General features: G+C 70.5%; 28 protein-coding genes. 22 read left to right on the top strand and 6 right to left on the bottom strand.

What is annotated here, in order from left to right; genetic code table 11:
- Positions 1–123: 123 nt before the first annotated feature.
- From ACWPN7_RS00510 to ACWPN7_RS00495, 4 genes are all read left to right on the top strand, one after another.
- A complete protein-coding gene (locus tag ACWPN7_RS00510) occupies positions 124–2,427 on the top strand; it encodes a TonB-dependent receptor (protein ID WP_459197599.1) in 2,304 nt (767 codons plus the stop codon).
- An 82-nt stretch (positions 2,428–2,509) separates the two neighbouring features.
- Positions 2,510–3,196: a Fe2+-dependent dioxygenase gene (locus ACWPN7_RS00505; protein ID WP_109071431.1), complete on the top strand. Its 687-nt coding sequence runs from the start codon at positions 2,510–2,512 to the stop codon at positions 3,194–3,196.
- Entirely contained in the window at positions 3,196–3,864 is a 669-nt protein-coding gene (locus tag ACWPN7_RS00500) for a tetratricopeptide repeat protein (protein WP_459197598.1), read from the top strand. The genes ACWPN7_RS00505 and ACWPN7_RS00500 overlap by 1 nt, the downstream gene beginning before the upstream one ends.
- Before the next feature lie 143 nt (positions 3,865–4,007).
- Positions 4,008–5,096 carry an alpha-hydroxy acid oxidase gene (locus ACWPN7_RS00495; protein ID WP_459197597.1) on the top strand — a complete coding sequence of 363 codons (1,089 nt, stop codon included), beginning with the start codon at positions 4,008–4,010 and terminating at the stop codon, positions 5,094–5,096.
- Between the two features lie 161 nt (positions 5,097–5,257).
- On the opposite strand, the gene ACWPN7_RS00490 is transcribed toward ACWPN7_RS00495, so the two are convergent.
- From ACWPN7_RS00490 to ACWPN7_RS00475, 4 genes are read right to left on the bottom strand one after another with little or no spacing between them, the layout of a single operon-like run.
- Positions 5,258–6,016 carry an iron ABC transporter ATP-binding protein gene (locus ACWPN7_RS00490; protein ID WP_459197596.1) on the bottom strand — a complete coding sequence of 253 codons (759 nt, stop codon included), beginning with the start codon at positions 6,014–6,016 and terminating at the stop codon, positions 5,258–5,260.
- Positions 6,013–6,996, bottom strand: a complete 984-nt coding sequence (locus ACWPN7_RS00485) for an iron chelate uptake ABC transporter family permease subunit (protein WP_456511662.1) — start codon at positions 6,994–6,996, stop codon at positions 6,013–6,015. Before ACWPN7_RS00485 ends, ACWPN7_RS00490 begins: the two co-directional genes overlap by 4 nt.
- Positions 6,986–7,972, bottom strand: coding sequence for an ABC transporter permease (locus tag ACWPN7_RS00480; protein WP_459197595.1), 987 nt, complete (start codon positions 7,970–7,972; stop codon positions 6,986–6,988). The genes ACWPN7_RS00485 and ACWPN7_RS00480 overlap by 11 nt, the downstream gene beginning before the upstream one ends.
- Positions 7,973–7,975: 3 nt before the next feature.
- A complete protein-coding gene (locus ACWPN7_RS00475) occupies positions 7,976–8,905 on the bottom strand; it encodes a siderophore ABC transporter substrate-binding protein (RefSeq protein WP_459197594.1) in 930 nt (309 codons plus the stop codon).
- 358 nt (positions 8,906–9,263) lie between these two features.
- Between ACWPN7_RS00475 and ACWPN7_RS00470 the strand changes: the two genes are divergently transcribed.
- From ACWPN7_RS00470 to ACWPN7_RS00445, 6 genes are all read left to right on the top strand, one after another.
- Positions 9,264–9,893: a PadR family transcriptional regulator gene (locus ACWPN7_RS00470; RefSeq protein ID WP_459197593.1), complete on the top strand. Its 630-nt coding sequence runs from the start codon at positions 9,264–9,266 to the stop codon at positions 9,891–9,893.
- Positions 9,894–9,923: 30 nt separating this feature from the next.
- Positions 9,924–10,094: a DUF2218 domain-containing protein gene (locus ACWPN7_RS00465; RefSeq protein ID WP_492273081.1), complete on the top strand. Its 171-nt coding sequence runs from the start codon at positions 9,924–9,926 to the stop codon at positions 10,092–10,094.
- On the top strand, positions 10,091–10,249 hold the full coding sequence (locus ACWPN7_RS00460) for a DUF2218 domain-containing protein (protein ID WP_492273240.1): 159 nt from the start codon (positions 10,091–10,093) through the stop codon (positions 10,247–10,249). Before ACWPN7_RS00465 ends, ACWPN7_RS00460 begins: the two co-directional genes overlap by 4 nt.
- Before the next feature lie 145 nt (positions 10,250–10,394).
- Positions 10,395–11,906 carry a bifunctional metallophosphatase/5'-nucleotidase gene (locus tag ACWPN7_RS00455; RefSeq protein ID WP_459197591.1) on the top strand — a complete coding sequence of 504 codons (1,512 nt, stop codon included), beginning with the start codon at positions 10,395–10,397 and terminating at the stop codon, positions 11,904–11,906.
- Positions 11,906–14,944, top strand: a complete 3,039-nt coding sequence (locus ACWPN7_RS00450; RefSeq protein WP_459197590.1) for a hybrid sensor histidine kinase/response regulator — start codon at positions 11,906–11,908, stop codon at positions 14,942–14,944. The genes ACWPN7_RS00455 and ACWPN7_RS00450 overlap by 1 nt, the downstream gene beginning before the upstream one ends.
- On the top strand, positions 14,941–16,140 hold the full coding sequence (locus tag ACWPN7_RS00445) for a sensor histidine kinase (protein WP_459197589.1): 1,200 nt from the start codon (positions 14,941–14,943) through the stop codon (positions 16,138–16,140). The genes ACWPN7_RS00450 and ACWPN7_RS00445 overlap by 4 nt, the downstream gene beginning before the upstream one ends.
- Positions 16,141–16,155: 15 nt before the next feature.
- Here the strand turns inward: ACWPN7_RS00445 and ACWPN7_RS00440 are convergent, their stop codons facing one another.
- Entirely contained in the window at positions 16,156–16,467 is a 312-nt protein-coding gene (locus ACWPN7_RS00440) for a YdhR family protein (protein ID WP_149651071.1), read from the bottom strand.
- A gap of 135 nt (positions 16,468–16,602) precedes the next feature.
- Between ACWPN7_RS00440 and ACWPN7_RS00435 the strand changes: the two genes are divergently transcribed.
- Genes ACWPN7_RS00435 through ACWPN7_RS00425 form a run of 3 tightly spaced genes read left to right on the top strand, consistent with a single transcriptional unit; the run spans position 16,603 to position 19,422 of the window.
- Complete coding sequence (locus tag ACWPN7_RS00435) at positions 16,603–17,640, top strand: ABC transporter substrate-binding protein (protein ID WP_040133836.1); 1,038 nt, start codon at positions 16,603–16,605, stop codon at positions 17,638–17,640.
- A gap of 1 nt (position 17,641) precedes the next feature.
- The gene (locus tag ACWPN7_RS00430) at positions 17,642–18,646 is read left to right on the top strand and encodes an ABC transporter permease (protein ID WP_200776339.1); all 1,005 of its coding nucleotides are present in this window, start codon (positions 17,642–17,644) and stop codon (positions 18,644–18,646) included.
- Entirely contained in the window at positions 18,640–19,422 is a 783-nt protein-coding gene (locus ACWPN7_RS00425) for an ABC transporter ATP-binding protein (protein ID WP_103040670.1), read from the top strand. The genes ACWPN7_RS00430 and ACWPN7_RS00425 overlap by 7 nt, the downstream gene beginning before the upstream one ends.
- 286 nt (positions 19,423–19,708) lie before the next feature.
- On the opposite strand, the gene ACWPN7_RS00420 is transcribed toward ACWPN7_RS00425, so the two are convergent.
- Positions 19,709–20,068: a hypothetical protein gene (locus ACWPN7_RS00420; RefSeq protein ID WP_456526143.1), complete on the bottom strand. Its 360-nt coding sequence runs from the start codon at positions 20,066–20,068 to the stop codon at positions 19,709–19,711.
- Positions 20,069–20,351: 283 nt separating this feature from the next.
- Between ACWPN7_RS00420 and ACWPN7_RS00415 the strand changes: the two genes are divergently transcribed.
- The 9 genes from ACWPN7_RS00415 to ACWPN7_RS00375 all read left to right on the top strand — a co-directional run bounded on the left by ACWPN7_RS00415 (position 20,352) and on the right by ACWPN7_RS00375 (position 26,796).
- A complete protein-coding gene (locus ACWPN7_RS00415) occupies positions 20,352–20,675 on the top strand; it encodes a DUF3649 domain-containing protein (protein WP_456526142.1) in 324 nt (107 codons plus the stop codon).
- On the top strand, positions 20,672–22,291 hold the full coding sequence (locus ACWPN7_RS00410) for a PepSY-associated TM helix domain-containing protein (RefSeq protein WP_459197588.1): 1,620 nt from the start codon (positions 20,672–20,674) through the stop codon (positions 22,289–22,291). The genes ACWPN7_RS00415 and ACWPN7_RS00410 overlap by 4 nt, the downstream gene beginning before the upstream one ends.
- Positions 22,288–22,614, top strand: coding sequence for a DUF3325 domain-containing protein (locus ACWPN7_RS00405; RefSeq protein ID WP_149651064.1), 327 nt, complete (start codon positions 22,288–22,290; stop codon positions 22,612–22,614). The genes ACWPN7_RS00410 and ACWPN7_RS00405 overlap by 4 nt, the downstream gene beginning before the upstream one ends.
- Before the next feature lie 156 nt (positions 22,615–22,770).
- On the top strand, positions 22,771–23,250 hold the full coding sequence (locus ACWPN7_RS00400; RefSeq protein WP_149651063.1) for an HMA2 domain-containing protein: 480 nt from the start codon (positions 22,771–22,773) through the stop codon (positions 23,248–23,250).
- A 17-nt stretch (positions 23,251–23,267) separates the two neighbouring features.
- Positions 23,268–23,609 (top strand): cation transporter, encoded by a 342-nt coding sequence (locus tag ACWPN7_RS00395; RefSeq protein WP_459197587.1) that lies wholly within the window; start codon positions 23,268–23,270, stop codon positions 23,607–23,609.
- The gene (locus ACWPN7_RS00390) at positions 23,606–23,965 is read left to right on the top strand and encodes a hypothetical protein (RefSeq protein WP_459197586.1); all 360 of its coding nucleotides are present in this window, start codon (positions 23,606–23,608) and stop codon (positions 23,963–23,965) included. Before ACWPN7_RS00395 ends, ACWPN7_RS00390 begins: the two co-directional genes overlap by 4 nt.
- Positions 23,962–24,318: a hypothetical protein gene (locus ACWPN7_RS00385; RefSeq protein ID WP_081863064.1), complete on the top strand. Its 357-nt coding sequence runs from the start codon at positions 23,962–23,964 to the stop codon at positions 24,316–24,318. The genes ACWPN7_RS00390 and ACWPN7_RS00385 overlap by 4 nt, the downstream gene beginning before the upstream one ends.
- A complete protein-coding gene (locus tag ACWPN7_RS00380) occupies positions 24,311–24,661 on the top strand; it encodes a YtxH domain-containing protein (protein ID WP_459197585.1) in 351 nt (116 codons plus the stop codon). Before ACWPN7_RS00385 ends, ACWPN7_RS00380 begins: the two co-directional genes overlap by 8 nt.
- Positions 24,658–26,796 carry a heavy metal translocating P-type ATPase gene (locus tag ACWPN7_RS00375; protein ID WP_459197584.1) on the top strand — a complete coding sequence of 713 codons (2,139 nt, stop codon included), beginning with the start codon at positions 24,658–24,660 and terminating at the stop codon, positions 26,794–26,796. The genes ACWPN7_RS00380 and ACWPN7_RS00375 overlap by 4 nt, the downstream gene beginning before the upstream one ends.
- Positions 26,797–26,847: the final 51 nt, after the last annotated feature.

Genomic DNA, 26,847 nt, shown 5'->3' with positions numbered 1-26,847 from the left:
TAGGGGTGATTTTGCAATTTAGAATTATTCTGAATGATCGCCGTTGAAGGGGGCGCCTCCCCGATTGGTAGATACCCGCCGCTGATCGGCGCATCCGCCACGACGACTTTTCGGGAGAGCCTTATGTTGCAATCGAATGTCCCCGACCGCCTCCGACCCATCATCGCCGGCGCCGCCGCGACGGCGGGGCTGGCGATGTCCTTTTCCACCCTGGCGACGGTGGCCGAGGCTCAGACGGCCGGATCGGGGGCCGGGTCTGGCGCGGGGACCGCGCCGGGCGCCGCGGCCGGTGACGCCACCGTCCTCGACCCGGTTCGGGTGGGCGCCGACCGTCCGGCCGACAGCGGGAACGTGAACGCCAAGCCCACCGGCATCTCCCGCCTGCCCGACACCGTCAAGGACACGCCCCGCGTCGTCAACGTCGTTCCGGAAGAGATCATCGAGCAGCAGCGCGCGACGACCCTGGAACAGGTCCTGCGCAACGTCCCCGGCATCACCATCTCGACCGGCGAGGGCAACGGCGGCCAGAACGGCGACCAGTTCCGCATCCGCGGCCTGACCGCCCGCGGCGACATCTACACCGACGGCCTGAAGGACTTCGGCGTCTACACCCACGACGTCTTCAACACCGAGACGGTGCAGGTCTTCAAGGGCCCGTCGGGCAACGGCTTCGGCGTCGGCAACTCCGGCGGCGTCATCAACCAGGGCACCAAGAAGGCCGGGCTGGACAAGCGCTACAAGGTCGAGCAATCGGTCGGCTCCGGCCCCACCTACCGCACCACGGTGGACGTGAACCAGCCGATCAACGAGACGACGGCGTTGCGCATCAACGGCCTGTACCACGACCAGGACGTCGCCGACCGCGACGAGGTCGAGGCCAAGCGCAAGGGCATCGCCGCCGACCTCGGCGTCGGGCTGGGCACCCCGACGACCTGGCACCTGAACTACTCCTACCTCGACGGCGATAAGATCCCGGACATGGGCGTGCCGATGATCCGCGGCCGCGACGGCACCTTCCGTCCGGCGCCCGAGTTCGGGCTCGACCGGTCCACGTCCTACGTCCGCAACCAGGACCGCGACGACACTGAGAACCACGTCGTGACCTCGACCCTGGCGCATGAGGTCAGCAAGAACCTGTCCTTCTACAACGACAGCCGCTACAGCCATTACGAGCGCGATTTCGTCTCCACCGCCCCGGCGGCGCTGACCGCGGCCAGCAGCACGCTCTTCCTGAACGGCGGCAACCCGGTGATCGCCTACGGCGCCGGCGGCGGCCTCGCCTTCAAGCAGAAGGGCTGGGGCGTCCAGAACGTCGCGGGCGCCAAGGCGGAGGGCACCTTCCTTGGCCTCTACCACAAGGTGAACGGCGGGCTTGACCTCAGCTATCAGAAGGACGAGCGGCGCGGTGGCACCTGGGTCAACCGCACCAACACCCAGACCATCCGCAACCCCAGCCACAGCTACCCGGCCAACGCCTTCCTCACCTACCCGGCGACCGGCGTGCGTGAATCGAGCGTCGCCAACACCGGCCTGTTCGTCACCGACCGGGTGTGGCTGTTCGAGCAGCTTTCGGTGCAGGGCGGCCTGCGCTGGGATTACTTCCGCAGCACCTTCCGCGCCTCCGATCCGACGGTGGCGGGCGGCAGCGCCAGCACCCGGACGCTCAGCCCCTCGGCCAGCCTGATCTACGAGCCGACCAAGGACGCGTCGCTGTATGTCTCCTACGCGCGCTCCAACAAGCCGATCGGCGTGGACATCGCCGCGCAGCTCACCAACGGCACGGCGGAGACCCCGCGCAATGGGCGTGACTTCGATCCGGAAAAGACCGACCTGTACGAGATCGGCGGCAAGGCCGACTTCCTCGGCGGGCGGCTGGGTCTGAACGGCGCCCTGTTCCAGATCGAGAAGAGCAACACCTACTCGGTCGATCCGGCCACCGGCACGGTCACCGACGGCTTCTCCGAGGCCGGTCTGGGCACCCGCATCCGCGGCTTCGAGGCCGGGGTGAGCGGCAAGGTGGTCGAGGGCTGGAGCGTCTACGCCAGCTACGCCTACCTCGACGGCGAGATCAAGGAGTCGCGCACCAACGCGGCGGTCGTCGGCAACGAGGCCCCGAACGTGCCGAAGCACAACGCCAGCCTGTGGTCGACCTACGAGTTCGCCCCCGGCGTCGTGCCCGGCAAGGTCATGGTCGGCGGCGGCATCCAGTACGCCTCGGAATACTGGGCCGACAGCGCCAACACCGGCCGCGTGCCGGAGACGGTGTCGCTGGACAGCGTGGTGTCCTACGAGATCAACAACCTGTCCCTGGCGCTCAACGCCTACAACCTGACCGACCACCGCAACTACGCCTCGGCCTTCAACGCCTCGCGCGCGGTGCCGGCCTCGGGCCGCACCTTCATGCTGACCGCCGGCGTCACCTTCTGATCCCGGTCAGGCCGGACCGCGTTCCCGGACCATCCTCCGGGGGCCGGTCCGGCCTTCTTCTTCTGCAAAAGGATTCCTCCCCGTGCTTCTGCAAATCCCCGACGTTCTGACCGCCGACGAGGTCGCCCATTGCCGCGCGGTGCTGGAGGCGTCGCCCTGGGTCGATGGCCGCGTCACCGCGGGCTCCCAGGCGGTGCTGGCCAAGAACAACCTGCAGATCCCGGAGGAGAGCGACACCGCCCGTGAGCTGGGCGTGGTCATCCTGAAGGCGCTGGGCCGCAACCCGGCCTTCAATTCCGCGGCCCTGCCGCTGCGCGTCCTGCCGCCCATGTTCAACCGCTACGACCTGGACATGACCTACGGCAACCATGTGGACAACGCCATCCGGGCCATTCCGGGCACCGGCGGTATGAGGATGCGGGCCGACGTCTCCACCACGATCTTCCTCAGCGATCCCGGCGAGTATGACGGCGGCGATCTGGTCGTCGAGGACACCTATGGCACCAAGGGCGTGAAGCTGCCGGCGGGGCACGCGGTGGTCTATCCGTCCAGCAGCCTGCACCGGGTGACCCCGGTGACTCGCGGCTCGCGCTGGGCCTCCTTCTTCTTCACGCAGTCGCTGGTCAAGGACGACGGGCTGCGGGCGATGCTCTACGACCTCGACGTCGCGATCATCGACCTGCGCCGGGAGCTGGGCGACCAGCACCCGTCCGTGCTGGCCCTGGTCAACCACTATCACAACCTGCTGCGGCGCTGGGCGGAGGTGTGATGGGCGGGATCGCTGCCTGTTCCACGGAAGGGCCGGGCATCATCGACGTGCAACTCGCCCTGGGGCAGCAGTGCCTCGACCGCGGCGGGGCCGAGCGGGCGCAGGCGGTGGAGTGGTTCCGCATCGCCGCCCGCAGCGGCGACGCCCGTGCCGTCAACATGCTGGGGCGCTGCCACGAGCACGGCTGGGGCGTGCCCGCCGATCCCGTCCTGGCCGCCGCCCACTACCGCCGGGCGGCCGATCTGGGCGATGCCTGGGCGCTGTTCAATCTGGCCGACCTGCATTGCCGCGGCCTGGGCGTTCCGGCGGACGACGCCGAGGCCTACCGGCTCTACGCCGCCGCGGCCCGCCGGGGCAACGTGAAGGCGCTGAACATGCTGGGCCTGTTCCATGAGGCCGGGCGGGCGGTGGCCGAGGACGGGGCGGGCGCCCGCCAACTCTTCCAGGCCGCCGCCGAGGGCGGGGACTGCTGGGGCCGCTTCAACCACGCCCGGCTGCTGCTTCAGAACGGTCGGACGGAGGAGGCGCTGGCGTGGTTCGCGCGGGCTCTGGAAACCGGCTTCCCCGACTTTTACTTCGGCATGGCCGCCGCCCTGGCCGGCCAGCCCGACCCGCGCCTGCGCGCGCTGGCGCGACGGGCAAGGGATTTGGCGGAGGGCCGTTCTTAATAGCCCTCTCCCCTCTGGGGAGAGGGTGGCCCGGAGGGCCGGTGAGGGGGATGCGCATGGTGGGACGTCCAGCAAAAGCGCAACCCCCTCACCCTAACCCTCTCCCCGGAGGGGAGAGGGAATGTTTCTTGAGGATTCCTGCGATGAGCGTTCCCGCCGACACCGTCTCGCTCTACGACTACGAGCGCCATTTCACCGCCCGCGTCGATGCGGCGACCCGCGCCTACATCGCGGGGACCGGGGCGGACGGCATCACCCGGCAGGCCAACCGCGACGCCTACGACCGGATGCGCCTGATGCCGCGGGCGTTGCGCGATCTGTCGGGGGCCAGCGCGGCGACGAGCCTGTTCGGGCAGGCCATGCCCTATCCCATCCTGATCGCGCCCATGGCGTTCCACCGGCTGGTCCATCGCGACGGGGAGCGGGCCACCGCCCAAGCGGCTGGCCTCACCGGCACCTGGATGACCGTCAGCACCCAGTCCAGCGTGACGCTGGAGGAGGTCGTGGCGGCGGCCGGCGGGCCGCTGTGGTTCCAGATCTATACCCAGCCCCGGCCGGAGGACACGCTGGCCCTGGTGCGGCGGGCGGAGGCCGCGGGCTACCGCGCGCTGGTGCTGACGGTGGACGCGCCGGTCAGCGGCCTGCGCAACATCGAACAGCGCGCCGGCTTCCGCCTGCCGGACGGCATCGCCCCGGTCAATCTGGCCGGTCTGGCGCCGGACACTTTCACCCCGTCGCGCCCCGGCAGTCCGGTCTTCCAGGGCATGCTGCACGCCGCCGCCACCTGGGACACGGTGCGCTGGCTGTGCGCCGAGACGCGGCTGCCGGTGCTGCTGAAGGGGATCATGAACCCAGACGACGTCGACCCCGCCATCGAGGCCGGGGCGGCGGGGATCATCGTGTCGAACCATGGCGGGCGGACGCTCGACACGCTGCCCGCGGTGGCGGAGGTTCTGCCGCTGGTCGCCGCCCGCGCGGCGGGCCGCCTGCCGATCCTGGCGGACGGCGGCATCCGGCGCGGCACCGACGTCCTGAAGGCGCTGGCGCTGGGCGCCGACGCGGTGCTGGTGGGCCAGCCGGTGCTGCACGCCCTGGCGGTCGGCGGCATGGCGGGCGTCGCCCACATGCTGACCATCCTGCAGACCGAGCTGGAGGTCGCCATGGCGCTGAGCGGGCGGGCGCGGTTGGCCGACATCGACCGTTCGGTGCTCTTCGACCCACCGCGTTGGTGACTGGATTTCCCTCTCCCGCCCCGGGAGAGGGAAGGGGCCCGCGCGGAGCGCGGGAAGGGTGAGGGTTCCGGCAAGGATCAGGGCTTTGATCCTCGTGCGACCCTCACCCGCCCGCTTTGCGGGCACCCTCTCCCGGGGCGGGAGAGGGGAATTGGTGCTCTTTACTGGTAGTACAGCGCGATGCGCTGGCCGGCGTTCTCCATCACCTGGGCCTCGACGCCGTAGACGTCGCGGATCACCTCGGGCGTGATGATGACCTCCGGCGGCCCCTGGTGCACCACCCGGCCGTCGCGCATCGCGACGATGCGGTCGGAGTAGCAGGAGGCGAAGTTGATGTCGTGCAGCACCAGCACGATGGTCTTGCCGAATTCGTCGGCGGTGCGGCGGAACAGCTTCATCATCGCCACGGCGTGCTTGACGTCGAGGTTGTTCAGCGGCTCGTCGAGCAGGATGTATTCGGTGTCCTGGCACAGCACCATGGCGATGAAGGCGCGCTGGCGCTGGCCGCCCGACAGCTCGTCCAGGAAGCGCCCGGCCAGCGGCTCCAGGTCCAGATAGCGCAGCGCGTTGCGGATGTGCTTGTGGTCCTCGTCGGTCAGGCGGCCCTTGCTGTGCGGGTAGCGGCCGAAGGCGACGAGGTCCTCCACCGTCAGGCGGGACATGATCTGGTTGTCCTGGCGCAGGATGGACAGGCGGCGGGCCAGCACCTCGCCCGGCGTGGTGGTCACGTCCAGCCCGTCGATCGCCACCGTGCCCGAGGACATCGGCAGCAGGCGGCTGATGATCGACAGCAGCGTCGACTTGCCGGCCCCGTTCGCCCCGATCAGCGAGATCACCCCGCCCGCCGGCAGGGACAGGGACACCCCGTCGACGACGACGGTGCCGTTGTAGCGCTTCGTGATGTTCTTGACGTCGATCATCGGGCCGAACCCCGCACCAGGATGAACAGGAAGGCGAGACCGCCCACGAACTCGATGACGATGCTGAGCGCGGCGTTGTAGCCGAACACCCGCTCCAGCACGAGCTGGCCGGCGACCAGCGTCAGCACGGCGAGCAGCACCGCGGCGGGCAGGATCAGCGCGTGCCGGTGCGAGCGGACCACCAGATAGGCGAGGTTGGCGACCAGCAGCCCGAAGAAGGTGATCGGCCCGACCAGCGCCGTGGACACCGACACCAGGATGGACACCATCACCAGCACCGCCATCACCGCGCGCCGGTGCTCCACGCCGAGGTTGATCGCGGCGTCGCGCCCCAGCGCCAGCACGTCGAAGGTGCGCCGCCACCGCCAGCCGACCAGCGACACCGCCAGAACGACCAGCGCCGACACCGTCAGCAACTCGACATCCACCCGGTTGAAGTTGGCGAACAGCCGGTCCTGCACCGTCAGGAACTCGTTGGGGTCGATGATGCGCTGGAGGAAGCTGGTCAAGCTGCGGAACAGCACGCCGAAGACGATGCCGACGAGGAGCAGCAGATGCAGGCTGCGCCGGTTGTCGCCGCGCCCCGCCCCGTTGAACAGCCACCAGTAGAGCAGGCCGGAGAAGACGACCATCGACGCCACCTCCACCCCGAAGCGCAGCCGCGGATCGAGCGACGCCACCAGCCCGCTGCCGAACTGGAAGACCAGCACCGTCTGGATCATCCGGTAGAGATGGTCGAAGCCCATCACCGAGGGCGTGAGGATGCGGTTGTTGGTGATCGTCTGGAACAGGACGGTCGACACGGCGACGGCGTAGCCGACCAGCACCATCGCGGCGATCTTGGTGCCGCGGAAGGCCAGGATGAAGTCCCATTTGCCCCGCGCGCCCAGCGTCATGAACAGCGCGATCGCCAGCAGGGTCAGCGCCGACAGGCCGCCCAGGACGACCGTCGGCGAGAGGATGCGGCGGTCAGCCGGCATGGCCGTTCCTCCGCAGCAGCAGATAGAGGAACAGGGCGCTGCCGATCACCCCCATCATTGTCCCGATCGGGATTTCGTAGGGATGGATCACCAGCCGCCCGGCGATGTCGCAGGCCAGCACCAGCCCGGCCCCCATCAGCGCGACCCAGGGCAGGGACCCGCGCATGTTGTCGCCGCGGACGAGGCTGACGACGTTGGGAACGATCAGCCCCAGGAAGGGGATCATGCCGCAGGTGGCGATCACCGCCGCGGTGGTCATCGACACGATGACCAGCCCCAGCGCCATCACCTTGCGGTGGTCGATGCCCAGGTTGGTGGCGACGTCCCGCCCCATGCCGGCAACGGTGAAGCGGTCCGCCGCCAGATAGGCGATGCCGGTCAGGGCGGCGCTCAACCACAGCAGCTCGTAGCGGCCGAGCAGGATGGCGGAGAAGTCTCCGGTCTCCCAACCGCGCACCGACTGGATCAGGTCCTGGCGGTAGGCGATGAACTCGGTCATCGCCGTGATGACCCCGCCCAGCATGATGCCGACCAGCGGCACCACCAGCGGCGAGCGCAGCGGCACCTGCCGCAGGATCGCCAGGAACAGCCCCGTCCCGGCCAGCGCGCACAGGCTGGCGACGGCCATGCGCCCGAACACCGGCATCTCCGGCGCCAGCAGCGAGACCATCATCATGCCGAAGATGGCCGCTTCCGCGGTGCCGGCGGTGGACGGCTCCACGAAGCGGTTGCGCACCAGCATCTGGAGGAGCAGGCCCGACACCGCCATGGCCGCGCCGGCCAGGATCAGGGCCAGCGTCCGGGGCAGCCGGCTGACCAGCAGGACCTGGGTGGCTTGGTCCGGGGCGCCACCCGGAGTGCCACCGAACAGCGCCGCGAGGCTCACGTCGCTGACGCCGACGAACAGGCTCCAGACGGCCAGCAGGCCGATGCCGACGGTCGCCAGCGGGAGCGTGGCGATTGGCAGGGTCTTCACGGGTCAGGACTTCCTGGACAACGCCGCCAGGAGATCGTCCACATCCTGCTGGAGCGCCGCCAGCCCGCCGCCGACGATGTACCAGTTGCCGCCGTTCAGATAGACGACCTGGTTCTTCTGCCACGCGGTGGTGCGGCGGACGATGTCGTTGTCGAGGAACTGCCGGGCCGGCTTGCCGTCCTGCCCGATGGCGGCGTCGCGGTCGATCACGAACAGCCAGTCCGGGTTGGTCTCCAGGATGAACTCGAAGGAGATGGCCTGCCCGTGGTTGGCGACCTTCAGGTCGGAGGCGGCGGGCTGGATGCCGAACTCCGTGTGCAGGATGCCGAAGCGCGACCCCGGCCCGTAGGCGCTCATCTTGCCGCCGGTGGTCAGGACCAGCAGGCCCTTGCCGGCGTTGCCCGCCACCGCCTTCAGCTCGGCGATGGAGGCGCGCAGCCGGTCCAGCTTCTGCTTGACCTCGGCGGTCTTGCCGAAGATGCGGCCCAGCGTCTCGGCGTTTGCAATCGAGCTGTTCAGGAAGTCTTTCTGGTCGGTCGTCATGTCGAGCGTCGGCGCGATGCGCGACAGCTCGGCGTATTTCGGGGCGGAGCGGCCGCCGGCGATGATCAGGCCGGGCTCGGCGGCGTTTACCGCCTCGTAGTCGGGCTCGAACATGGTGCCGATCTTCGCGTAGGACGGCCCGTCATACTTGGCGAGGTGCGGCGGCTTCAGCCCCGTGGGCACCCCGGCGATCGCCACGCCCAGCGCGTCCAGCGTGTCCAGCGAGGTCATGTCGAAGACCAGGACGGGGTCGAGCTTGGCGGGAAGCCGGGTCTCGCCCTGCGCGTGCCGCACCGTCATGTCCTGGGCGTAACCCGGGATGGGAGCCAGGGCGGCGAGGCCGACCACGGCGGCGGTCATGGCGAGGGCGTGGCGTCGGGTCAGCTTCATCCTTGACTCTCCTTCAACTTTGCCGGGGCGGCCTATGCCGGAAGGGCGGGCGCACTGTGGTCCCGAACGCGGCGGATCGTCAATGCGAATTGCTCGCATTCGCAGTATGCTGGCTGGGCGAGGCTCAGGACTGCTGCGTCCCCTCTCCCGTCCCGGGAGAGGGAGGGACCCGCCGCGAAGCGGTGGGAGGGTGAGGGTGCTGGCAAGGATCAGCGATTTGATCCTCGCGCCACCCTCACCCGGCGCCTCCGGCACCACCCTCTCCCGGGGCGGGAGAGGGAATAAGCGGCTTGGGGACTTGTATTTCGACATGTCACGATATATCTTAAACCTATCGAAACACAGTGGAGCCCCTGTCATGAGGTTTTTCCCGAATCCCTTCTGCGGCCGGATGCGCCGCCATCATCCCGGCCCGCACGGCGATGGCCCCCATGGCGGCGGTCCCCGTCTCGGTGGCGGCCGTCACGCCGCGGAGAGCGGCTGGGGCCATGAGCATCACGAGCGGCGCGGTGGACGCGGCGGTCGGCGCGGCGTCTTCGAGGCGTCGGAACTGCGGCTGGTCCTGCTGCGGCTGATCGCCGACGAGCCGCGGCACGGCTACGACCTGATCCGCGCCGTCGAGGAGCTGACCGGCGGCGGCTATGTGCCCAGCCCCGGCGTGATCTACCCGACCCTGTCGCTGCTGGAGGAGATGGGCCACATCGCCAAGACCGACGCCGAGGGCGCGCGCAAGCCCTTCGCCGTCACCCCGGAGGGCACCGCCCAGCTCGCCCAGGACGCGGCCACCGTCGAGGCCCTGTTCGCCCGTCTCGCCGCCCTGGCGACCCGGCGGGCCCACACCGACGGCGCGCCGATCCGCCGCGCCATGGAGAATCTGAAAGCCGTGCTGATGCACCGGCTGGGGCGCGAGGGCGTCGATGCGGACACGGTGCACGCCGCCGTTTCCATCCTCGACGAGGCGGCCCAGCGCATCGAGCGTCTTCCCTGAAGAACACCATCACCGCACAGAAGGATGATCATGAGACACGCCAGCAGCGTCCGCGTCCCGACCCCGAACGGCAGCCGCTATCTCCAGCAGCTCTGCAAGCACTGGGCGCACAATCTGACGGTGGAGTACACGCCGGAGGGGGGAGCGTCGTCTTCCCGCACAACGCCCGCGGCGCCGATTGGCCGGGCGACGCCACCCTGACGCTCCAGGCCCGGCCGGACGCGCTGGACTGCCGGCTGGACACCAGCTCCGCCGAGCATCTCGCCGCGTTGAAAGGGGCTCTGGAACGCCATCTCGACCGCTTCGCCTTTCGCGAGGTTCCGCTGTCCTACCCCTGGCAGGACGAGGCGGTCTGATCCCGCCGTTCCCCTTTGTCCTTGTTGCGGCAGGGGATTTTGTCACCGGAATGTTCCCCGGCGTGCATGGATATGCCTTGAACTCCCCTGCCCGAATACGGGAAGAACCATCCTGAAGGAACAGGGATGGCAGGAGGGGGCAACCATGCCGAATCGCGGCAATGGTGGGGTGGGGCGTTTTTCCGGCTGGCGTGCCGTCCTGGCCGCCTGCGCCGTCGTGGCGCTCGGCGCTGTCGCGCCGGCCGCGTCGGCGGCGGAGCTGTCGATCGTCTTCACCTCGACGATGGCCGACATCGAGCCGGTGGAGGGCGAGGGCGGCCTCGCCAACCTCGCCACGCTGCTGCGCACCAAGCGGGCGGAGGGCAACACGCTGTTCCTGCATGGCGGCGCGTCGCTGACCGCGGGCGTCCTGTCCACCTTCGACCGTGGTGCCCACATGATCGACCTGCTGAACGAGCTTCAGCCCGACATGATGGCGGTGACCAAGCGCGACCTCGGCTTCGGCAAGGACGAGCTGACCCTGCGCAGCTACGAGGCGCGCTTCCCCTTCGTCAGCGCCACCACCATCGACCGCAACACCGGCACGGTGATGGAGGGGCTGGAGCCGTCGGCTCTGCTCGACACGCCGGTGGGGAAGATCGGCGTGGTCTCGGCGATCTCGCCGGAACTGACGGTGCAGTACATCGTGCCGGACATCGAGGTGCGCCCGCCCGCCACCATCACGGCGGAGGCCCGCGCGCTCCGCGCCCAGGGGGCAGCCTATGTGGTCGCTATCCTGGACAACGCCCCGGAGGCGGTGGAGGCGCTGCGCGGTGAACCCGCCATCGACGCGCTGCTCCAGCTCTCCGCCACCGGCAAGGACGTCTTGGAGGCCGATAAAGGCAAGCTCTTCGGCGTCCACGTCAACGTGAAGGGGTCGGCCTTCGTCCTGCGGCTGGACGGCGACGGCAAGGCGCCGCCCGCGCTGGCCGGCGCCGACATCGTGCCGCTCGCCGGGCTGCCGCCGGACCCGGCGATGGAAAAGCGGGTCGGCGTCTATCTGGCCCGGCTGTCGGAGCTGCTGGACATCAACATCGGAACGACGGCGACCGCGCTCGACACCCGCCGCGCCGCCGTGCGCACCGGCGAGAACGCCTTCGCCTCGCTGATCGCCGACGCCATGCGCGGCCATTTCAACACCGAGGTCGCCTTCATCAACGGCGGCAACATCCGCGGCAACCGCCAGTACGAGGCGGGGACCGTGCTGACCCGCCGCGACATCCAGCGCGAACTGCCTTTCCGCGACACCATCATCGCCGTGACTCTGCCCGGCAAGGCCTTGCGCGAAGCGCTGGAGGTCAGCGCCGCCGGGGTGGACAACCAGAAGGGCAGCTTCCTCCACCCGTCCAACATGGCGGTGGTCTACGACCTGAAGCAGCCGGCGGGCAGCCGCGTCGTCTCCGTCACGGTGGGCGGCAAGCCGCTCGACCCGGACGTCCGCTATTCGGTGGCCCTGCCCAACTATCTGGCCCAGGGCGGCGACGGCTACGGCATGCTCAAGTCGCCCGGCGCCTCCCCCGGGAGCGGCGGCAAGCTGCTGTGGGAGATCATGGCCCAGCACCTGACCGACCGCGGGACGGTGTCGCCCCGCATCGACGGCCGCATCACCGAGCGTTGATGACGACGGAGCCCGCCTCGACCGCGCCGGTCCCGCGCGCGCCCTTCCGGGGCGGCGTCGGGCGGCGCGTCGGGTTGGGCTTGCTGGTGATGGTGGGGGTGCTGCTGGGCGTGTCGGGCGCCGCGCTCTACGACCTCGCGCAATTCCGCCACGCCCTGTCGGACCTGTCCAACGGGGCGCTGCCGCGCATCACCACCGGGGCGGTGCTGAACGGCGGCCTGCAGCAGGTGCTGTCGCAGGCGACCCGGCTGGGCGGGGCGACGAGCCACCCCGAACGGCGGGTCACCCTGGCCGAGCTGACCGCCAACCTGACGGCGGTCACCCGGTCGGCGCAGGCCCTGTCCGACATCGAGGGCGGCGCCACGCTGGCCGGCGTCCTGGGAACCCTCGTCCCGACGCTGGCGGACCTCGACCGGCTGGTCGCCGAGCGCATCGACGCGGCGGCGCGCAGCGACGACGCGCTGGACGAGACCCGCCGCCTGTCGGCGGAGGCCGGCGCGCTGGTCGCCGCCGTGCTGCCGACCCTGCCGCCGGACCGGCTGGGGCCGCTGACCGCCTGGACCAACACGGTCAACCGCGTGCTGAACGAAAGCACCCACGCCGGCAACAGCCGCTTCCAGCGCGAGATCGCGCGCGCCCAGCGGGACGCGGCGGCGGCGCTGTCGGCCCTGCCGGCGCTCCACGCCGGGTTGCCGCCGGAGCAGGCGGAGCGCTTCGCCGCCCTGCACCAGCGGCTGGAGACGGCGCTGCTCGGCCCCACCGGCCTGCTGCCCAGCCTGATGGAGCGGCAGGCGGCCATTGCCCGCAGCAAGGCGCTGACCAATCAGGTGCTGGTCATGGTCGAGGAGGTCGTGAAGATCGCCCACGCGCTGTTCGAGCGGATCAACGCGGCGGCGGCGGACGAGGCGGACGGCCTGTCCGAACTGGCGGCGACGCAGAACCGCATCCTGATCGGGCTGGGGGCGCTGGGCTTCCTGGTGGCGCTCGGCGTCTATCTGTACCTGCGCCGTTTCCTGACCCTGCGTCTGGTCCGGCTGAACGACGCGGTGCTCGACCGGGTGGAGGGGCGGGAGACGCCGCTGCCCGACGGCGGCACCGACGAGATCGCCACCATCTCCCGCTCGATCCGTCACTTCCTCGACGAGATCGCGCGCCGCCAGCAGCAGGTGGAGGAGGCCCGCCGCCGCGCCGAGGAGGCGTCGCGCGCCAAGGGCGATTTCCTGGCGAACATGAGCCACGAGATCCGCACGCCGATGAACGCCATCCTCGGCCTCAGCCACCTCGCCCTGCGCGCCGGGCCGCCGCCGCGCCAGCGCGGCTACCTGACCCGCATCCGCGCCTCGGCCACGGCGCTGCTGGGAATCATCAACGACATCCTCGACGTCTCGAAGATCGAGGCGGGGATGCTGACGCTGGAGCGCGTGCCCTTCGACCTGTCCGCCGTGCTGGACATGGTGGCCGGCACCGCCGCCCTCTCCGCCGAGGAGAAGGGGCTGGCTTTGCGGCTGGAGGTCGCCCCGGACGTGCCCACTGCCCTGCTGGGCGACCCGCTGCGGCTGGGGCAGGTGCTCCTCAACCTCGTCAACAACGCGGTGAAGTTCACCGAGAGCGGCAGCGTGGTCCTCGGCGTGAGCGCCGCGCCGCGCGGGGTGGAGGATGGGGAGACCGAGCTGCGCTTCGCCGTGCGCGACACCGGCATCGGCATGACGGCGGAGCAGGTGGCCCGCCTGTTCCAGCCCTTCGCCCAGGCCGACAGTTCGACCACCCGCCGCTACGGCGGGACCGGGCTGGGGCTGGCGATCAGCCGGCGGCTGGCCGTCATGATGGGCGGCGGCATCGTTGTGGACAGCGCCCCCGGTCTGGGCAGCACCTTCCGCTTCACGGTGACGGTCGGCGTGCAGGACGGCGCCGTGACGGCGCTGCCCGCCGCCTTGGCCGATCCGGGGCTTGCGGGCCTGCGGGTGGACGAGCCGCTGCGCGGCCTGCGCGTGCTGGTCGCCGACGACAACGCCGTGAACCGGCTGGTCGCGCGGGAACTGCTGGAGGACGCCGGGCTGGCCGTCACCGCGGTCGGCAGCGGCGGGGAGGCGGTGCGGCTGGCGCTGGAACCGGGGGCGGGCTACGCCGCGCTGCTCACCGACGTCCAGATGCCGGACATGGACGGCTTCGCGGTCGCGCGGGCGATCCGCCGCCAGTGCGGCCCCGACCGCTTGCCGATCATCGCCATGACCGCCCACGCCCTGGAGGAGGAGCGGCGGCGCTGTCTGGACGCGGGCATGGACGACCACATCGCCAAGCCGGTGGAGCCGCATCGCCTCGTCGCCGTGCTGAACCGCTGGCTGAAGCCCTTCGGGCGGCGGGAGGCTTTGCCGGTTGCCAAGGACGCGGAGATGGATGCCGTTCTTCCTGACGGCTTGGAGGGGTTCGACCTCGCCCCGGCGTTGGCGCGGATGAACGGGCGGGCGCGCACGCTGCGCAGGGCGATCCTCGACTTTCTCGACCGCTACGGCGACGCGCCGGTTCGGCTGGAGCATCTGCGCAAGGCGGGAGACGGGCCGGCGCTGGAACGCTTCGCCCACGGGCTGCGCGGCAGCGCCGGAACGGTCGGCGCGATGGCCGCCAGTGCCGCCGCCGCCGCGCTGGAGCTGGCGGCGCGCGAGGAGCGGTGGGACGCAATACCGGGGCTCGTGACCGACCTGTCCGCCGGCCTCGGTCCCGCGCTGGCTTCGGCGGAAACGCTGCGCGCCGCGGAGATCGCCGTGGAGGTCGTGCCGGAAATCCCGGCGGTTCCTCTCGTCGACCCGGACAAGCTGGACGAGGCGCTGCGCGCGCTGGAGGAGGCGTTGCGCAGCGGCAGCCTGTCGGCGGCGGCCCGCTTCGACGCTGTGCGCGGCCTGCTGGCCGGGCGCGGCCATGACGAGGCGGTGGACAAGGTGGGGCGGGCTGTGGAGGAGTTGGATTTCGCCGCGGCCCGCGCGGCGCTGGAACGGCTCACCGCCGCATGGACCAGGGAACGGGACCGGGAGACGACGCCGTGAGCGGTGGTCACATTCTGATCGTCGATGACGACACGGCCAACATCCGTGCGCTCGCCAACGTGCTGGAGGACCGGCACGAGGTGCGCTTCGCGACTTCCGGCCGCCGCGCGCTGGAGCTGGCCTCCGCCGACCCGCCGGAGCTGGTGCTGCTCGACGTGATGATGCCAGGGCTGGACGGCTACGCGGTGTGCCGGCTGCTGAAGACCGACCCGGCCACCGCCGACGTCCCGGTGATCTTCATCACCTCGCTGTCCAGCCCGGAGGAGGAAGCTTTCGGGCTGGAGACCGGGGCCGTCGATTACGTAACGAAGCCCTTCAGCCCTGCCATCGTGCGCGCCCGCGTCGCCACCCACCTGTCGCTGCGCCGGGCCAACCGCAGCCTGAAGGACGAGAACGAGCATCTGGAGGCGCTGGTCCGCGAGCGCACGCGCAAGCTGGCCCAGGCCCAGCGCGAGAAGATGGCGGCGCTGCGCCAGATGGTCGCCGGCGTGGCCCACGAGATCAACACGCCCATCGGCGTGGCGCTGGGCAGCGCGTCCCACCTCGGCGACCGGGTCGCCGCGATGACGGAGCGGCTGGCCGCCAACCAGCTCCGCCGCGCCGAGCTGGAGCGTTTCCTGGCGAGCGCAGGCGAGCTGGCCGCCCTGCTGTCGAGCACTATCGCCCGCGCCGGCGAGATCGTGCGCTGCTTCAAGGGGGTGGCGGCGGATCATGGCGGGCTGCGCCAGACCATCGCGCTGCGCCCCTTCTTGGAGCAGGTGACGGAGAGCCTGCGCCCGCAGTGGGAGCCGCTGGGGCACCGCATGACGGTGGATTGCCCCGCCGACCTGCGCATGGTCAGCAACCCGGCGATCCTGTCCGCGCTTCTGGAGCAGCTTGTCCGCAACGCGCTGGAACACGCCTTTCCGGCGGGGCGGCATGGGCTGGTGACGGTCGGGGCCGCGGCGTCGGGACCGGAGACGGTTCTGCTGTCCGTCGCCGACGATGGCGCCGGCATCGCGGAGGGGACCGCCGGGCGCATCCTGGAGCCCTTCTTCACCACCCGCCGCGGCACCGGCTCGGTCGGGCTCGGCCTGAACATTGTGGACAATCTGGCGACGGACCGGCTGGGTGGATCCTTCACCATCGCCTCGCGCACCGGGGGCGGCACCCTGGCGACGCTGCATCTGCCGGCCCGCACCCCGCCGGATTTGTAGGCGAACCCGGCTCCCTCACTCCGGCACCAGCACCACCCCGCCCGGATTGTCGGTGACCGCGAAGGTCTCGAAATACTCGATCTCCGGATCGGTGCCGTAGCGCCGCCGGATGCCGTCCAGCCATGGCCCCTGGTAGAAGCGCTGGGCGTCTTCCCGCTTTTCCCACTGGTAGACGCCCCCGGCGGTGCCGGTCTCGCTCCAGATGAACTGCTTGCGGATCAGGCCGGGCACATCGCCGAAACCCGGTGCGATCGACAGGAAATGCGCCCGGCACTCCTCCCGTCCGATCGCGGCGGGCAGGCGGTAGCGGACAATGGCGGTGATCATAGGGGCCTTCCGTGCGTCGTTTCTCTACTTCATGAGTTGACATTATAGAGCGAGGCCGTTGAATATAGTCCATGAAAATCATGTATTCACATTTATAAAAAGTGAATACGCCTCGATCGAAGGACGACGACGACCATGAGCACGCATCGGAACGGTTCGGGAATTTCGACGCTGGCGCCCTCGCGGCGCGGGCTGCTGAAGGTGGCGGCGGCAAGCGCGGTGGCGCTGCCCTTCGCGGGCGTGGCGTCCCGGCTGGTCGCCGCCCCGACGCCGGCCGCGCTGAAACCGCTGAAGCTCGCCTGGAACACCGGCGCGGTGTGCGGTGCTCCGGTGGCGGTCGCCAAGCACAACGGCTTCTTCGAGAAGCACGGGCTGGACGTGGAGTTCGTCAACTTCGCCGGCACGACGGAGCAGCTTCTGGAGGCGCTCGCCACCGGCAAGGCGGACATCGGCCACGGCATGGCGCTGCGCTGGCTGAAGCCGTTGGAGCAGGGCTTCGACGTGCGCATCATCGCGGGTGTGCACGGCGGCTGCATGCGCCTGCTGGCCGCCAAGAACGGCGGCATCACCAGCCTTGCCGGGCTGAAGGGCAAGACGGTGGCGATCAGCGACCTGTCCAGCCCGGCCAAGCACCTGTTTTCCATCCAGCTCGCCAAGCAGGGGATCGACCCGAACAAGGACGTGGAATGGCGCGTCTTCCCCGGCGATCTGCTGGCCATCGCGGTCGACAAGGGCGAGGCGCAGGCCGTCGCCCACTGGGACCCGGTGACTTACAATTTCCTGAAGTCCGGCAATCTGGTGGAAATCTCCACCAACCTGTCGGGCGAATTCGCCAACCGCGTCTGCTGTGTCCTCGGCGCGCGCGGCAGCCTGCTGCGCGAGGACAAGGCCGCCGCCGCCGCGGTGACCCGCGCCGTGTTCGAGGCGCAGCACTACGCGGCTGCCAACCCGGTGGAGGCCGCCAAGGTCTACCAACAGTACTCGCCCAAGAGCAGCATCGAGGACCTCGCCGCCCAGCTTTCCAGCCAGACGCACGACCACAACCCGGTGGGCGCCGACATCAAGCGCGAGATCGCGCTCTACGCGGAGGAGCTGAAGAGCGTGCAGGTCTTCAAGCCGGGCACCGACACGGCGAAATTCGCCGACCGCGTCTACGCCGACGTGCTGGGCTGAGATGAGCAGCCTGGATGACGCAGCGGTGCTGGAGGGGGAGCGCAACCATTCCTCCACGGCCCCGCGCCTCTGGCTGGGCGGGCTGGCGGCCAGTGCCGCCTGGCTGGCCGCCGCCGCCCTGACCGCCCTGTGGCCGGAAGGCGAGGAATGGGTGCGCACCGGCGAGTTCGCCAGCCTGCTGGCGGTCGTCGGCGGTGCGCTGGCCTTCGCCGTGCCGCTGCTGCGCCTGTTCGGCGCGGCGGGGGAACGGCTGCGCGCCGCCGCCCCCTGGCTGGTCGTGCTGGCGCTCGGCGTGATCGGCTGGGAGCTGGTCACCGCCAAGCTCGACCTGTTGCCGCGCCCCTTCTTCGCGCCGCCGCAGGCGCTGCTGGAGGTCTATCTGGACGAGTGGCCCCGGCTGCTGGAATGCACCGTGGCGTCGCTGCAACTGCTGCTGCTCGGCTACGGGATCGGCGCCTTCGTCGGCTTCGTCACCGGCGTGTCCATCGGCTGGTCGCGGGCGGTGGGCTATTGGGTGCATCCGGTGCTTCGGCTGATCGGGCCGCTGCCGGCCACGGCGTGGCTGCCCATCGCCTTCTTCGCCTTCCCGTCGAGCTGGAGCGCCAGCGTCTTCCTGATCGCGCTGGCGACCGGCGTGCCGGTGACCATCCTGACATGGTCGGGCGTGGCCGGCGTCAACCCGGCCTATTACGACATCGCCCGCACGCTGGGCGCGTCCTCGCGCTTCCTGGTTCTGAAGGTGGCGGTGCCGGCGGCGATGCCGCACGTCTTCGTCGGCCTGTTCATGGGGCTCGGCGCCTCCTTCGCGGTGCTGGTGGTGGCGGAGATGATGGGGGTCAAGGCCGGGCTCGGCTGGTACCTGCAATGGGCGCAGGGCTGGGCGGCCTACGCCAACATGTACGCGGCGCTGCTGGTGATGGCGCTGGTGTGCTCCAGCCTCGTCACGCTGCTGTTCAAGGCGCGCGACCGGCTGCTCGCCTGGCAGAAGGGATTGCTGAAATGGTAGCGCTGGAACAGGAGTTGCCGGCCGGTCTGGAGCTTGAGGTCCAGGGGGTCAGCCACGCCTTCGACCTGCACGGCGCGCCGCTGCCCGTGCTGGACACGGTCGGCCTGCACGCCAAGCCGGGCGAGTTCGTGGCGCTGCTCGGCCCGTCGGGCTGCGGCAAGTCCACGTTGCTGCGGCTGGTCGCCGGGCTGGAGCCGCCGCGCTCGGGCCGGATTCTGGCCGACGGGCTGCCGATCACCGGGCCGCACCCGTCGCGGGTGGTGGTCTTCCAGGACCCGACGCTCTACCCCTGGCGCACCGTCTGGGACAATGTGGCGCTGGGGCTGGAGGCGCAGGGCGTGCTGCGCCAGCGGCGCAACCGCGTGGACGAAGCGCTGCGGCTGGTCGGGCTGGACGGCTTCGCCAAGGCCTACCCGCACCAGCTCTCCGGCGGCATGGCGCAGCGCGCGGCGCTGGCCCGCGCGCTGGTCAACGACCCGCGCCTGCTGGTGCTCGACGAGCCTTTGGGCAAGCTCGACAGCCTGACCCGCATCCAGATGCAGGGCGAGATCGTCGCGCTGTGGCGGCGCGCCGGCTTCACCACGCTGCTGGTGACCCACGATGTGGAGGAGGCGCTGCTGATGGCCACCCGCGTCATCGTATTCAGCGAGCGCCCGGCCCGCATCAAGGCGGAGATCGTCGTCGACCGTCCCTATCCCCGCCACCGCGACGACCCGGTGCTGGTGGAGTTGCGCCACAAGGCGCTGGAATTGCTGGGCCTTGCTGGGAGCTGGTAGGGTGTTGCCCCCTCCCTAAAGCGAATTTTCATTCGCTTTAGACTCATATGGCCTCATTCGCCGGCCGGGCTTCGGCCGCATGCGCGGCCGGGACCGCCGTCGCGGTCCAGAGCGGAATGCATTCCGCTTTAACCCTCCCCCGCTCTCGGCGGACCGAAGGTCCGCCTGCCGCGTCAGCGCAAACCTTTGGTTTGCGCGAGAGCTGCGCAGGGGAGGAGACTAATCTCCCTCTCCCGCGTGAGCGGGGGAGGGCCGGGGTGGGGGCCGCGTTGAAATGACTTGCCGCTCAGGAGCGGCGGAGGAGCGTGCGCTCGACGGCGTTCGCCCCCCAGACCGACAGCGGGATCATCACCGCCGCTGCGGCCAGCACACCGACCGTCAGGTTGCTGCCGAGAACCCAACTGGCGGCGCGGTGGAACGTCTGCCAGGACGGGTCGGCGCGGCAGGCTTCTACCCAGGCCAGATCGAGGCCCAGCCGCTCCAGCCCGTAACTCACGTTGAACCAGGCCAGCGGCTCGCCATGACGGGTCCAATGCGGCCATTGCGCCATGACGCTCCACAGCAGCAGCGTGGACAGCGTGCCGATGGACAGGGTGGTCAGGCCGAAGCTCACGGCAGGGGCGATGCGGGACATCGGGGCGCGCATGGGTCGCTCATGTAAAATCTACTTGTATAGTATAGTTTACAGCTTGGCTATGTGACTCAAAACTGTTTTTTGCTGAATTCCACATGTTTGATGATCGGGCGTGCCGTCAGCGCTCTCTTTTAAGAGAATGCGAGTTATTCGCATTTCAATGGACGCCTCGGCGTGATTCCACGATGATGACCAGCGAGCGTGACGCGGGGGCCGGATCGGACGTCCCGCTCGCCGTCGGGGAAACCCCGGCGCCACGCGGCGGACCGTCCTGAACGCTTGGCTGATTCCTTTGATGACGACTCTCCCTTCCCGGCTGAGGTTCGGGCCGGACGGGCTGCGCCGCCTGGACGTGGCCTCCCGCAGCCTCGCCGGGATCGTCGGCGGCTACGCGCTGGCGGCGGTGGCGGCGATGTTCCTGGCCCTGACGCTTCCGACGCCGCGGGCGGAGGCGGTCTACACCGCCACCACGCTGTCCTTCGCCATCCACGCCGGGGCCTTCGTCTGGGCCTTCTCCGTACGGTCGCGGCGGGTGTGGCCCGGCCTGCTGGCGCCGACGCTGCTGCTGGGCGGCGGAACCTGGCTGCTGCATGGCCTGCAATCGGGGGCGCCGTCATGAAGGACGGGTTCCGCCAGTCCATGGCGTGGCTGCACACGTGGTCGGGGCTTCTGCTCGGCTGGCTGCTGTTCGCCGTCTTCCTGACCGGCACCATCGCCTATTTCCGGCAGGAGGTGACGGTCTGGATGCAGCCTGAGCTTCACGGCTCCGTTCCCGACGCCGGGACCGCCGAGCGGGCGGTGGAGCGGATGGGCCAGCTCGCCCCCGACGCGGCGCAGTGGACCATCACGCTGCCCGGCGAGCGGTCGCCCGCCGTGTCGGTCTCCTGGCGCCCGGTGGACGCCAAGCCGAACGACCGTGCCGCCCTGAAGCGCGCCGCGCTCGACGCCGGGACCGGCGCGGTGCTGGAGCCACGCGAGACGGCGGGCGGCAACTTCCTCTACCGCTTCCATTTCGAGCTGTACGGGATGCCGCGCGAGATCGCCCGTTGGATCGTCGGCATCGCCACCATGGCGATGCTGGTCGCCATCGTCAGCGGGATCATCATCCACCGCCGCATCTTCAAGGACTTTTTCACCTTCCGGCCGGAGAAGTCGGCGCTGCGCTCCTGGATGGACGGGCATGTGGCGGCGGCGGTGCTGGCGCTGCCCTTCCACCTGATGATCACCTATTCCGGCCTGCTGCTGTTCATGACCATGCTGATGCCCTGGGCGGTCGATCTCGCCTATGATGGCAACCGTCAGGCCTATTTCGCCGAAAGCGGCTTCCGCCGCGCGCCGCCCCCGCCGCGTCCGGCGCCGCAGGCCGCGCCGCTGACCCCGGTAGCGCCGCTGCTCGCCGAGGCCGGCCGGCGCTGGGCCGACCGCGGCGGGGTGGGGAGCCTGACCGTCACCAACCCCGGCCGCGGCAACGCCACCATCGAGCTGCGTCCGGCGGAGTCCGATGCCATCGGGCGCGGCGCCGCGACGGAACGGCTGCTGTTCGATGGGGTGACCGGGCGGGCGCTGGAGGTCCCGGCAGCGGACCCGCAGCCGGCGGCCATGGCGACCGGCAATTATCTGATGGGACTGCATCTGGCGCGCTTCGCCGGGCCGGGCATGCGCTGGCTGTTCTTCGCTTCCGGCGTCGCCGGAACGGTGATGGTGGGCAGCGGACTGATCCTCTGGGTGGTCAAGCGGCGGTCGCAGCGCGGCCGGGCGGACACTTGGGGGAACGGTCCCGAGCCGTTCGGGCACCGGCTGGCCGACCGGCTGAACATCGGCGTGGTGGCGGGGCTGCCGCTGGCCGTCGCCGCCTATTTCTGGGCCAACCGCCTGCTGCCGGCGGGCCTGGAGGAGCGTGCGGGCTGGGAGATCGGGGTGTTCTTCCTGGCCTGGACCGCCGCTTTGCTGCATGCCCCGCTGCGCCCGTCGCGGCGCGGCTGGGCGGAGCAGCTGGGGGCCGGCGCGGCGCTGTTCGCCCTGCTGCCCGTGCTGAACCTCGCCACCGCCGCCGGCCATCTGGGCAACAGCCTGCCGGCGGGAAACTGGCTGCTGGCCGGCTTCGACCTGACGGCGCTGGCGGTCGGGCTGCTGCTGGGCTTCGCCGCGCGCAAGGTCGGGCGGAACGCCTTCGCCGGCAAGGCGGCACCGGCCCCCGTGTTGCCCGCCGGGGCGGTCGTCGAGGAACTGACATGATTCTGTCGTCGCTGTGCGTCGCCTATGCGGGCTTGCTCGCCCTGGCGCTCGCCATGGACCGCCATCACGAGCAGGTCTTCGCCCGCCGCCCTTCCGCGCGGACCAGCCGCCTGCTGGTGTGGGCGGGATGGCTGGGGCTCGCGCTGTCGCTGCCGCCCGCGGTGATGGCGTGGGGGTGGGGGATCGGGATTCCGGCTTGGCTGGGGTTGCTGACGGTGGCCGCCGCGGCGCTGGTCCTGCTGCTTCCCCACGCGCCGCGGGCGGCGTTGCGGCTCGGCCCCGCGGCGTTGCTCTGCGCCCCATTCCCTGCACTTCTTGGGTGAGGACGCGGTTTTTCCGCAACGCCGCCTTGCGTCCGGCGCCTGTGCGCGAAGCCGAGGAAATGTTTCACCATTGTGAAATTATGGATATTCTGCACAACCACGGAATGCCCCTGGCCGTGTGGGCGGACCGCGGCTGACGCAGGAGAACAACGGGCAATGACCGGACGGACCTCTCCCATCGCATCGGCGGTGCCCGGACGCATCCGCGTGCGCCACCCGCTGCTGCGCCGGACCGACCGCTTCCAGGAGGCGCTGGGCTGCCTGGAGTCCCTGGATGCCATCCGGGTGACCGAAAGCAATCCGGCGGTGGGCAGCGTTCTGCTGAGCTACGACCCCGCCGTGGTGACGCCGGATGACGCCCGGTCCCAGGTGGAGGCGCTGTTGTCGGCGGTTCTGCACCCCGCTGAGGCTCCTCCGGTGCCGGACGACCCCGCCCCCGTCGCGGACAGCAAACCGGCCGCTCCGGAGCTGAAATGGCGGATCAACCGCGCGGCCAAGATCGGGATGATGGGCAGCATGGCGGCGACCCTGGCGGCGCTGGGGGTGGGCAAGCGCGTCCATGCCGGCTTTGGCACGCTGTTCGTCGCCTTCATGCTCGTCCACATGACCGTGCAGCGCAAACGCCTCTTCCAATGACCGACCGAAAACCGAGCATGCCCGACGAATTCCTGAGCCGGCTGGCCGCCGCCCTGACCATCGCGCACCACATTCCGGGCCGGGTGCGGCTGAAGCTCGACGGCGCCGCGGAGCGCAGTCTGGCGGCGCTGGCCGACGACGCCAAGGCGCTGCACCGGGCGCTTACCGGGGCGGAGGGCATCCGCTCCGTCGCGCTGAACCCGCTCGCCCGCTCCTGCACCATCGAATACGACCCCACGGTGATCCCGCCCTCGGCGTGGCCGGATCTGCTGCGCGGGGAAGCCAGCGCGGCGGCTGGGACGCTGCTGCGCATCGCCACCGCCGGCTTTGCGGGCGGTGCGCCGGAAAGGAGACCATGATGCTGCCGCTTCTGACATTCGCGTCCGGCGTGATCGCCGGGGCCATCGGCGTCCGGATGGTGAAGAACGCCAAGGCCAAGGCCGATCCCACGATCGCCGACCTCAAGTCCGTCGATGTGAAGGCCGCCGCCCGCGAGGGCGCCGGCAAGGCCCAGTCCGCGGTGCGCGAGGCCGCGGTCACCGGCCTGCTCGCCATCGAGCGGACCTCCGCTGGTCTGCGCTCCCGCCTCGCCACGCCGGTGGAGGAAGCCCCCGTCGCGGCGGCCACCGCCGAGGCGGAGCCGGCAAAGGACGATGCGGCGGAGCCGGTGAAGACCGAGCCGACGCCGCCCGCCAGCCCGTCGGGGACCGCGTGAAACGCGGGAAGCGGCGCGGCAAGGCGCGAGGCTCCGGCACCCTCGCCGCCGACATCACGCGCGACTTCACGCGCGGCATGGTGGCGACCGGCCTGCTGACCGCCGTCCAGGACCGCTGGGTGACGGGCGCCGAGGCCCCCGCGCCGCGCACCATCCTGCGCCACGGCCTGCAGGGCGGTGCGGCGCTGGCCGCCGCCAGCGTCGCCGCCGACGCCCTGCGCAACCGCGACTACGCGCGCCTCGCCTTGGCGGTCACCGCCGGGGCGGCGGGCGTGGTCATGATCGAACATCTGCTGAATCCAGCGGAAGAGCCGCCGCAAGAACGGCCGAAACACGAGGACCCCCATGGCTAAGAAGATCAAGAAGGCGTTGAAGAAGCTGAAGAAGCAGCAGCGCCAGTACGAAGCCGCCATGGCCGCCGGCGGTACGCCGATGGGCGCCGATGCGGCGCGGGGGCAGGGGCTTCTCGGCGGGCTGAGCGGTCTTCTCCCGTCGCGCCGGTCCGAGCAGTTCCTGATCGGGGTGCTGGTCGGGGCAGCGGCGGCCTATGTGCTGTCCGACGAGGAACTGCGCGGCAAGATCGTGAAGTCCGGCCTGAAGCTGTACGGCAACCTCGCCGGTGGCCTCGCCGAGATGAAGGAGCAGATGGCCGACCTCCAGGCCGAGCTGGAGGCGGAACAGGCCGGAGCGTTATGAGCGGCGTGCCCTGGTTCCTGCGGCTGGAGCCGGTCCATCGGGTTCCGGGGCGCATCCGGCTGCGCTACGCCTGCCGTTCCGGCGCCCCCGACGACACGGCGACCCTGCACCGGGTGGTGGAGGCGGTCGCCGGGGTGACGTCGGTTCGGGCGAGCCGCGCCGCGCGGTCGCTGGCCGTCCGCTACGATCCGGCGGTGACGGACGCCACGGCGCTGTGTCTTGCGCTGGCCGCCCTGCCGATTCCCGAACCGGCGCCGCCCGCCCCGGCGGCGGAGGGCGGGGAAAATCACGGCGCGACGCTGGTCCGCAGCCTCGCCACGCTGGCCGGCGGCTTCCTGCTGCCCATGCCGCTGCGCCTGCCGCTGTCGCTGGCCGTCGCCATGCCGATGCTGCGCGAGGGCGTGGCGATCTACGGGCGGGAGGGCGTCAACTCGCACGTGCTGGAAGCGGCGGCGGTGGCGATCTCCCTGGCGCGGCGGGATTTCACCGCGGCCAACACCACCGTCTTCATGCTGGCGCTCGGCGAGTATATGGAGGACTCCATCGCCCGCCGGTCGGATGCGCTGCTGAAGCGGCTGCTGCGGCCGTCGAGCGATCAGGTGTGGCTGTTGCGCGACGGCGTGGAGATCCAGGTGCCCGCCGACACCGTCATGGTCGGCGACAGCGTGGTCATCGGCGCCGGGACGGTGATCCCGGTGGACGGCACGGTGCTGAGTGGGGAGGCGACCGTCAACGAGGCCGCCATGACCGGCGAGAGCGCCCCGGTGGTCAAGCAGCGCGGTTCCGCCGTCCTGTCCGGCACGCTGATGGAGGAGGGGCGGCTGGTCGTCTACGCCGAGCATGTCGGCAGCCACACCGCCGCCGCCCGCATCGCCGATTACGTCGAACAGTCGCTGACCGCCAAGAGCGAGGCGCAGCTCGACGCGGCGCGTTTGGCCGACCGGCTGGTTCCCACGGTGCTGAAGCTGGCCGGCGGCTCCTTCCTGATGACCGGTGACTGGCGCAGCGCGGCGTCGGTGCTCCAGGCCGACTATTCCTGCGCGCTGAAGCTGGCGACCCCGGTGGCCTTCAAGTCGGCCATGTACGGGGCGGGGCAGGCGGGCATCCTGATCAAGGGCGCCAACGCGCTGGAACGGCTGGCCCAGGCCGACACGGTCATCTTCGACAAGACCGGCACGCTGACCACCGGCGATCTGCAGGTGACCGATTCCATCGCCTTCGACCCGACCTTCAGCCCCGATGACCTGATCTGCCTCGCCGCCTCGGTGGAGGAGCATTACTTCCACCCGCTGGCGATGGCCGTGGTCAACGCCGCCAAGGAAACGCACAACCGCCACTTCGACCATCAGGAGGTGAAGTTCATCGTCGCCCACGGGGTGGCCAGCGTCATCGACGGCAAGCGCATCGTCGTCGGCTCCCGCCACTTCATCGAGGACGACGAGGGCATCGACACCACGGCCCACCGCGCGGCCATCGACGCGCTGCACCGCGACGGCAAGACGCTGCTGTTCATCGGCTTCGGCGGGGTGCTGGCCGGCGTGCTGGCGCTGAAGGACAGCGTGCGCGCGGCCAGCGCGGCGACCATCGCGCGGCTGCGGCGGGCCGGGGTGAAGCGGGTGCTGATGCTGACCGGCGACCACCGCGACCGCGCCGCCGAACTGGCCGCGGAACTGCACCTCGACGGCTTCCACGCCGATCTGCTGCCCACCGACAAGGCCCGCATCATCGAAAACCTCAGCCGCGAGGGCGCGCGCATCGCCTTCGTCGGCGACGGCATCAACGACGCTCCGGCGCTGGCCGGCGCCCATGTCGGCATCGCCATGCAGAAGGGGGCGGACATCGCCCGGCTGACCGCCGACGTGGCGCTTCTGGAGGACCGGATCGAGCGGGTGGCCGACGCCAAGGAGACGGCGAACGCCGCCATGGCGCTGATTGCCCGCAACTACCGCCTGACCGTCGGGCTGAACAGCGCGATCCTCGGCGCCGCCGCGCTGGGGCTGTTGTCCCCGGTGGGCACCGCCGTGCTGCACAACGGAACCACGATCGGGATTCTGCTCAATGCGCTGCGCCGCGCGCCGGCGGTGGCAGTGCCCCCTCCCCAACCCTCCCCCGCTTTGCGGGAGAGGGAGGCTTGAGCGAAGCGGCGGCAGTCCCCTCCACCTCGTAGAGGGGGAGGGTTAGGGAGG

The organism is Azospirillum sp. UENF 312511 (genome assembly GCF_058780635.1).
This window is presented reverse-complemented; position numbering and strand designations above follow the sequence as displayed.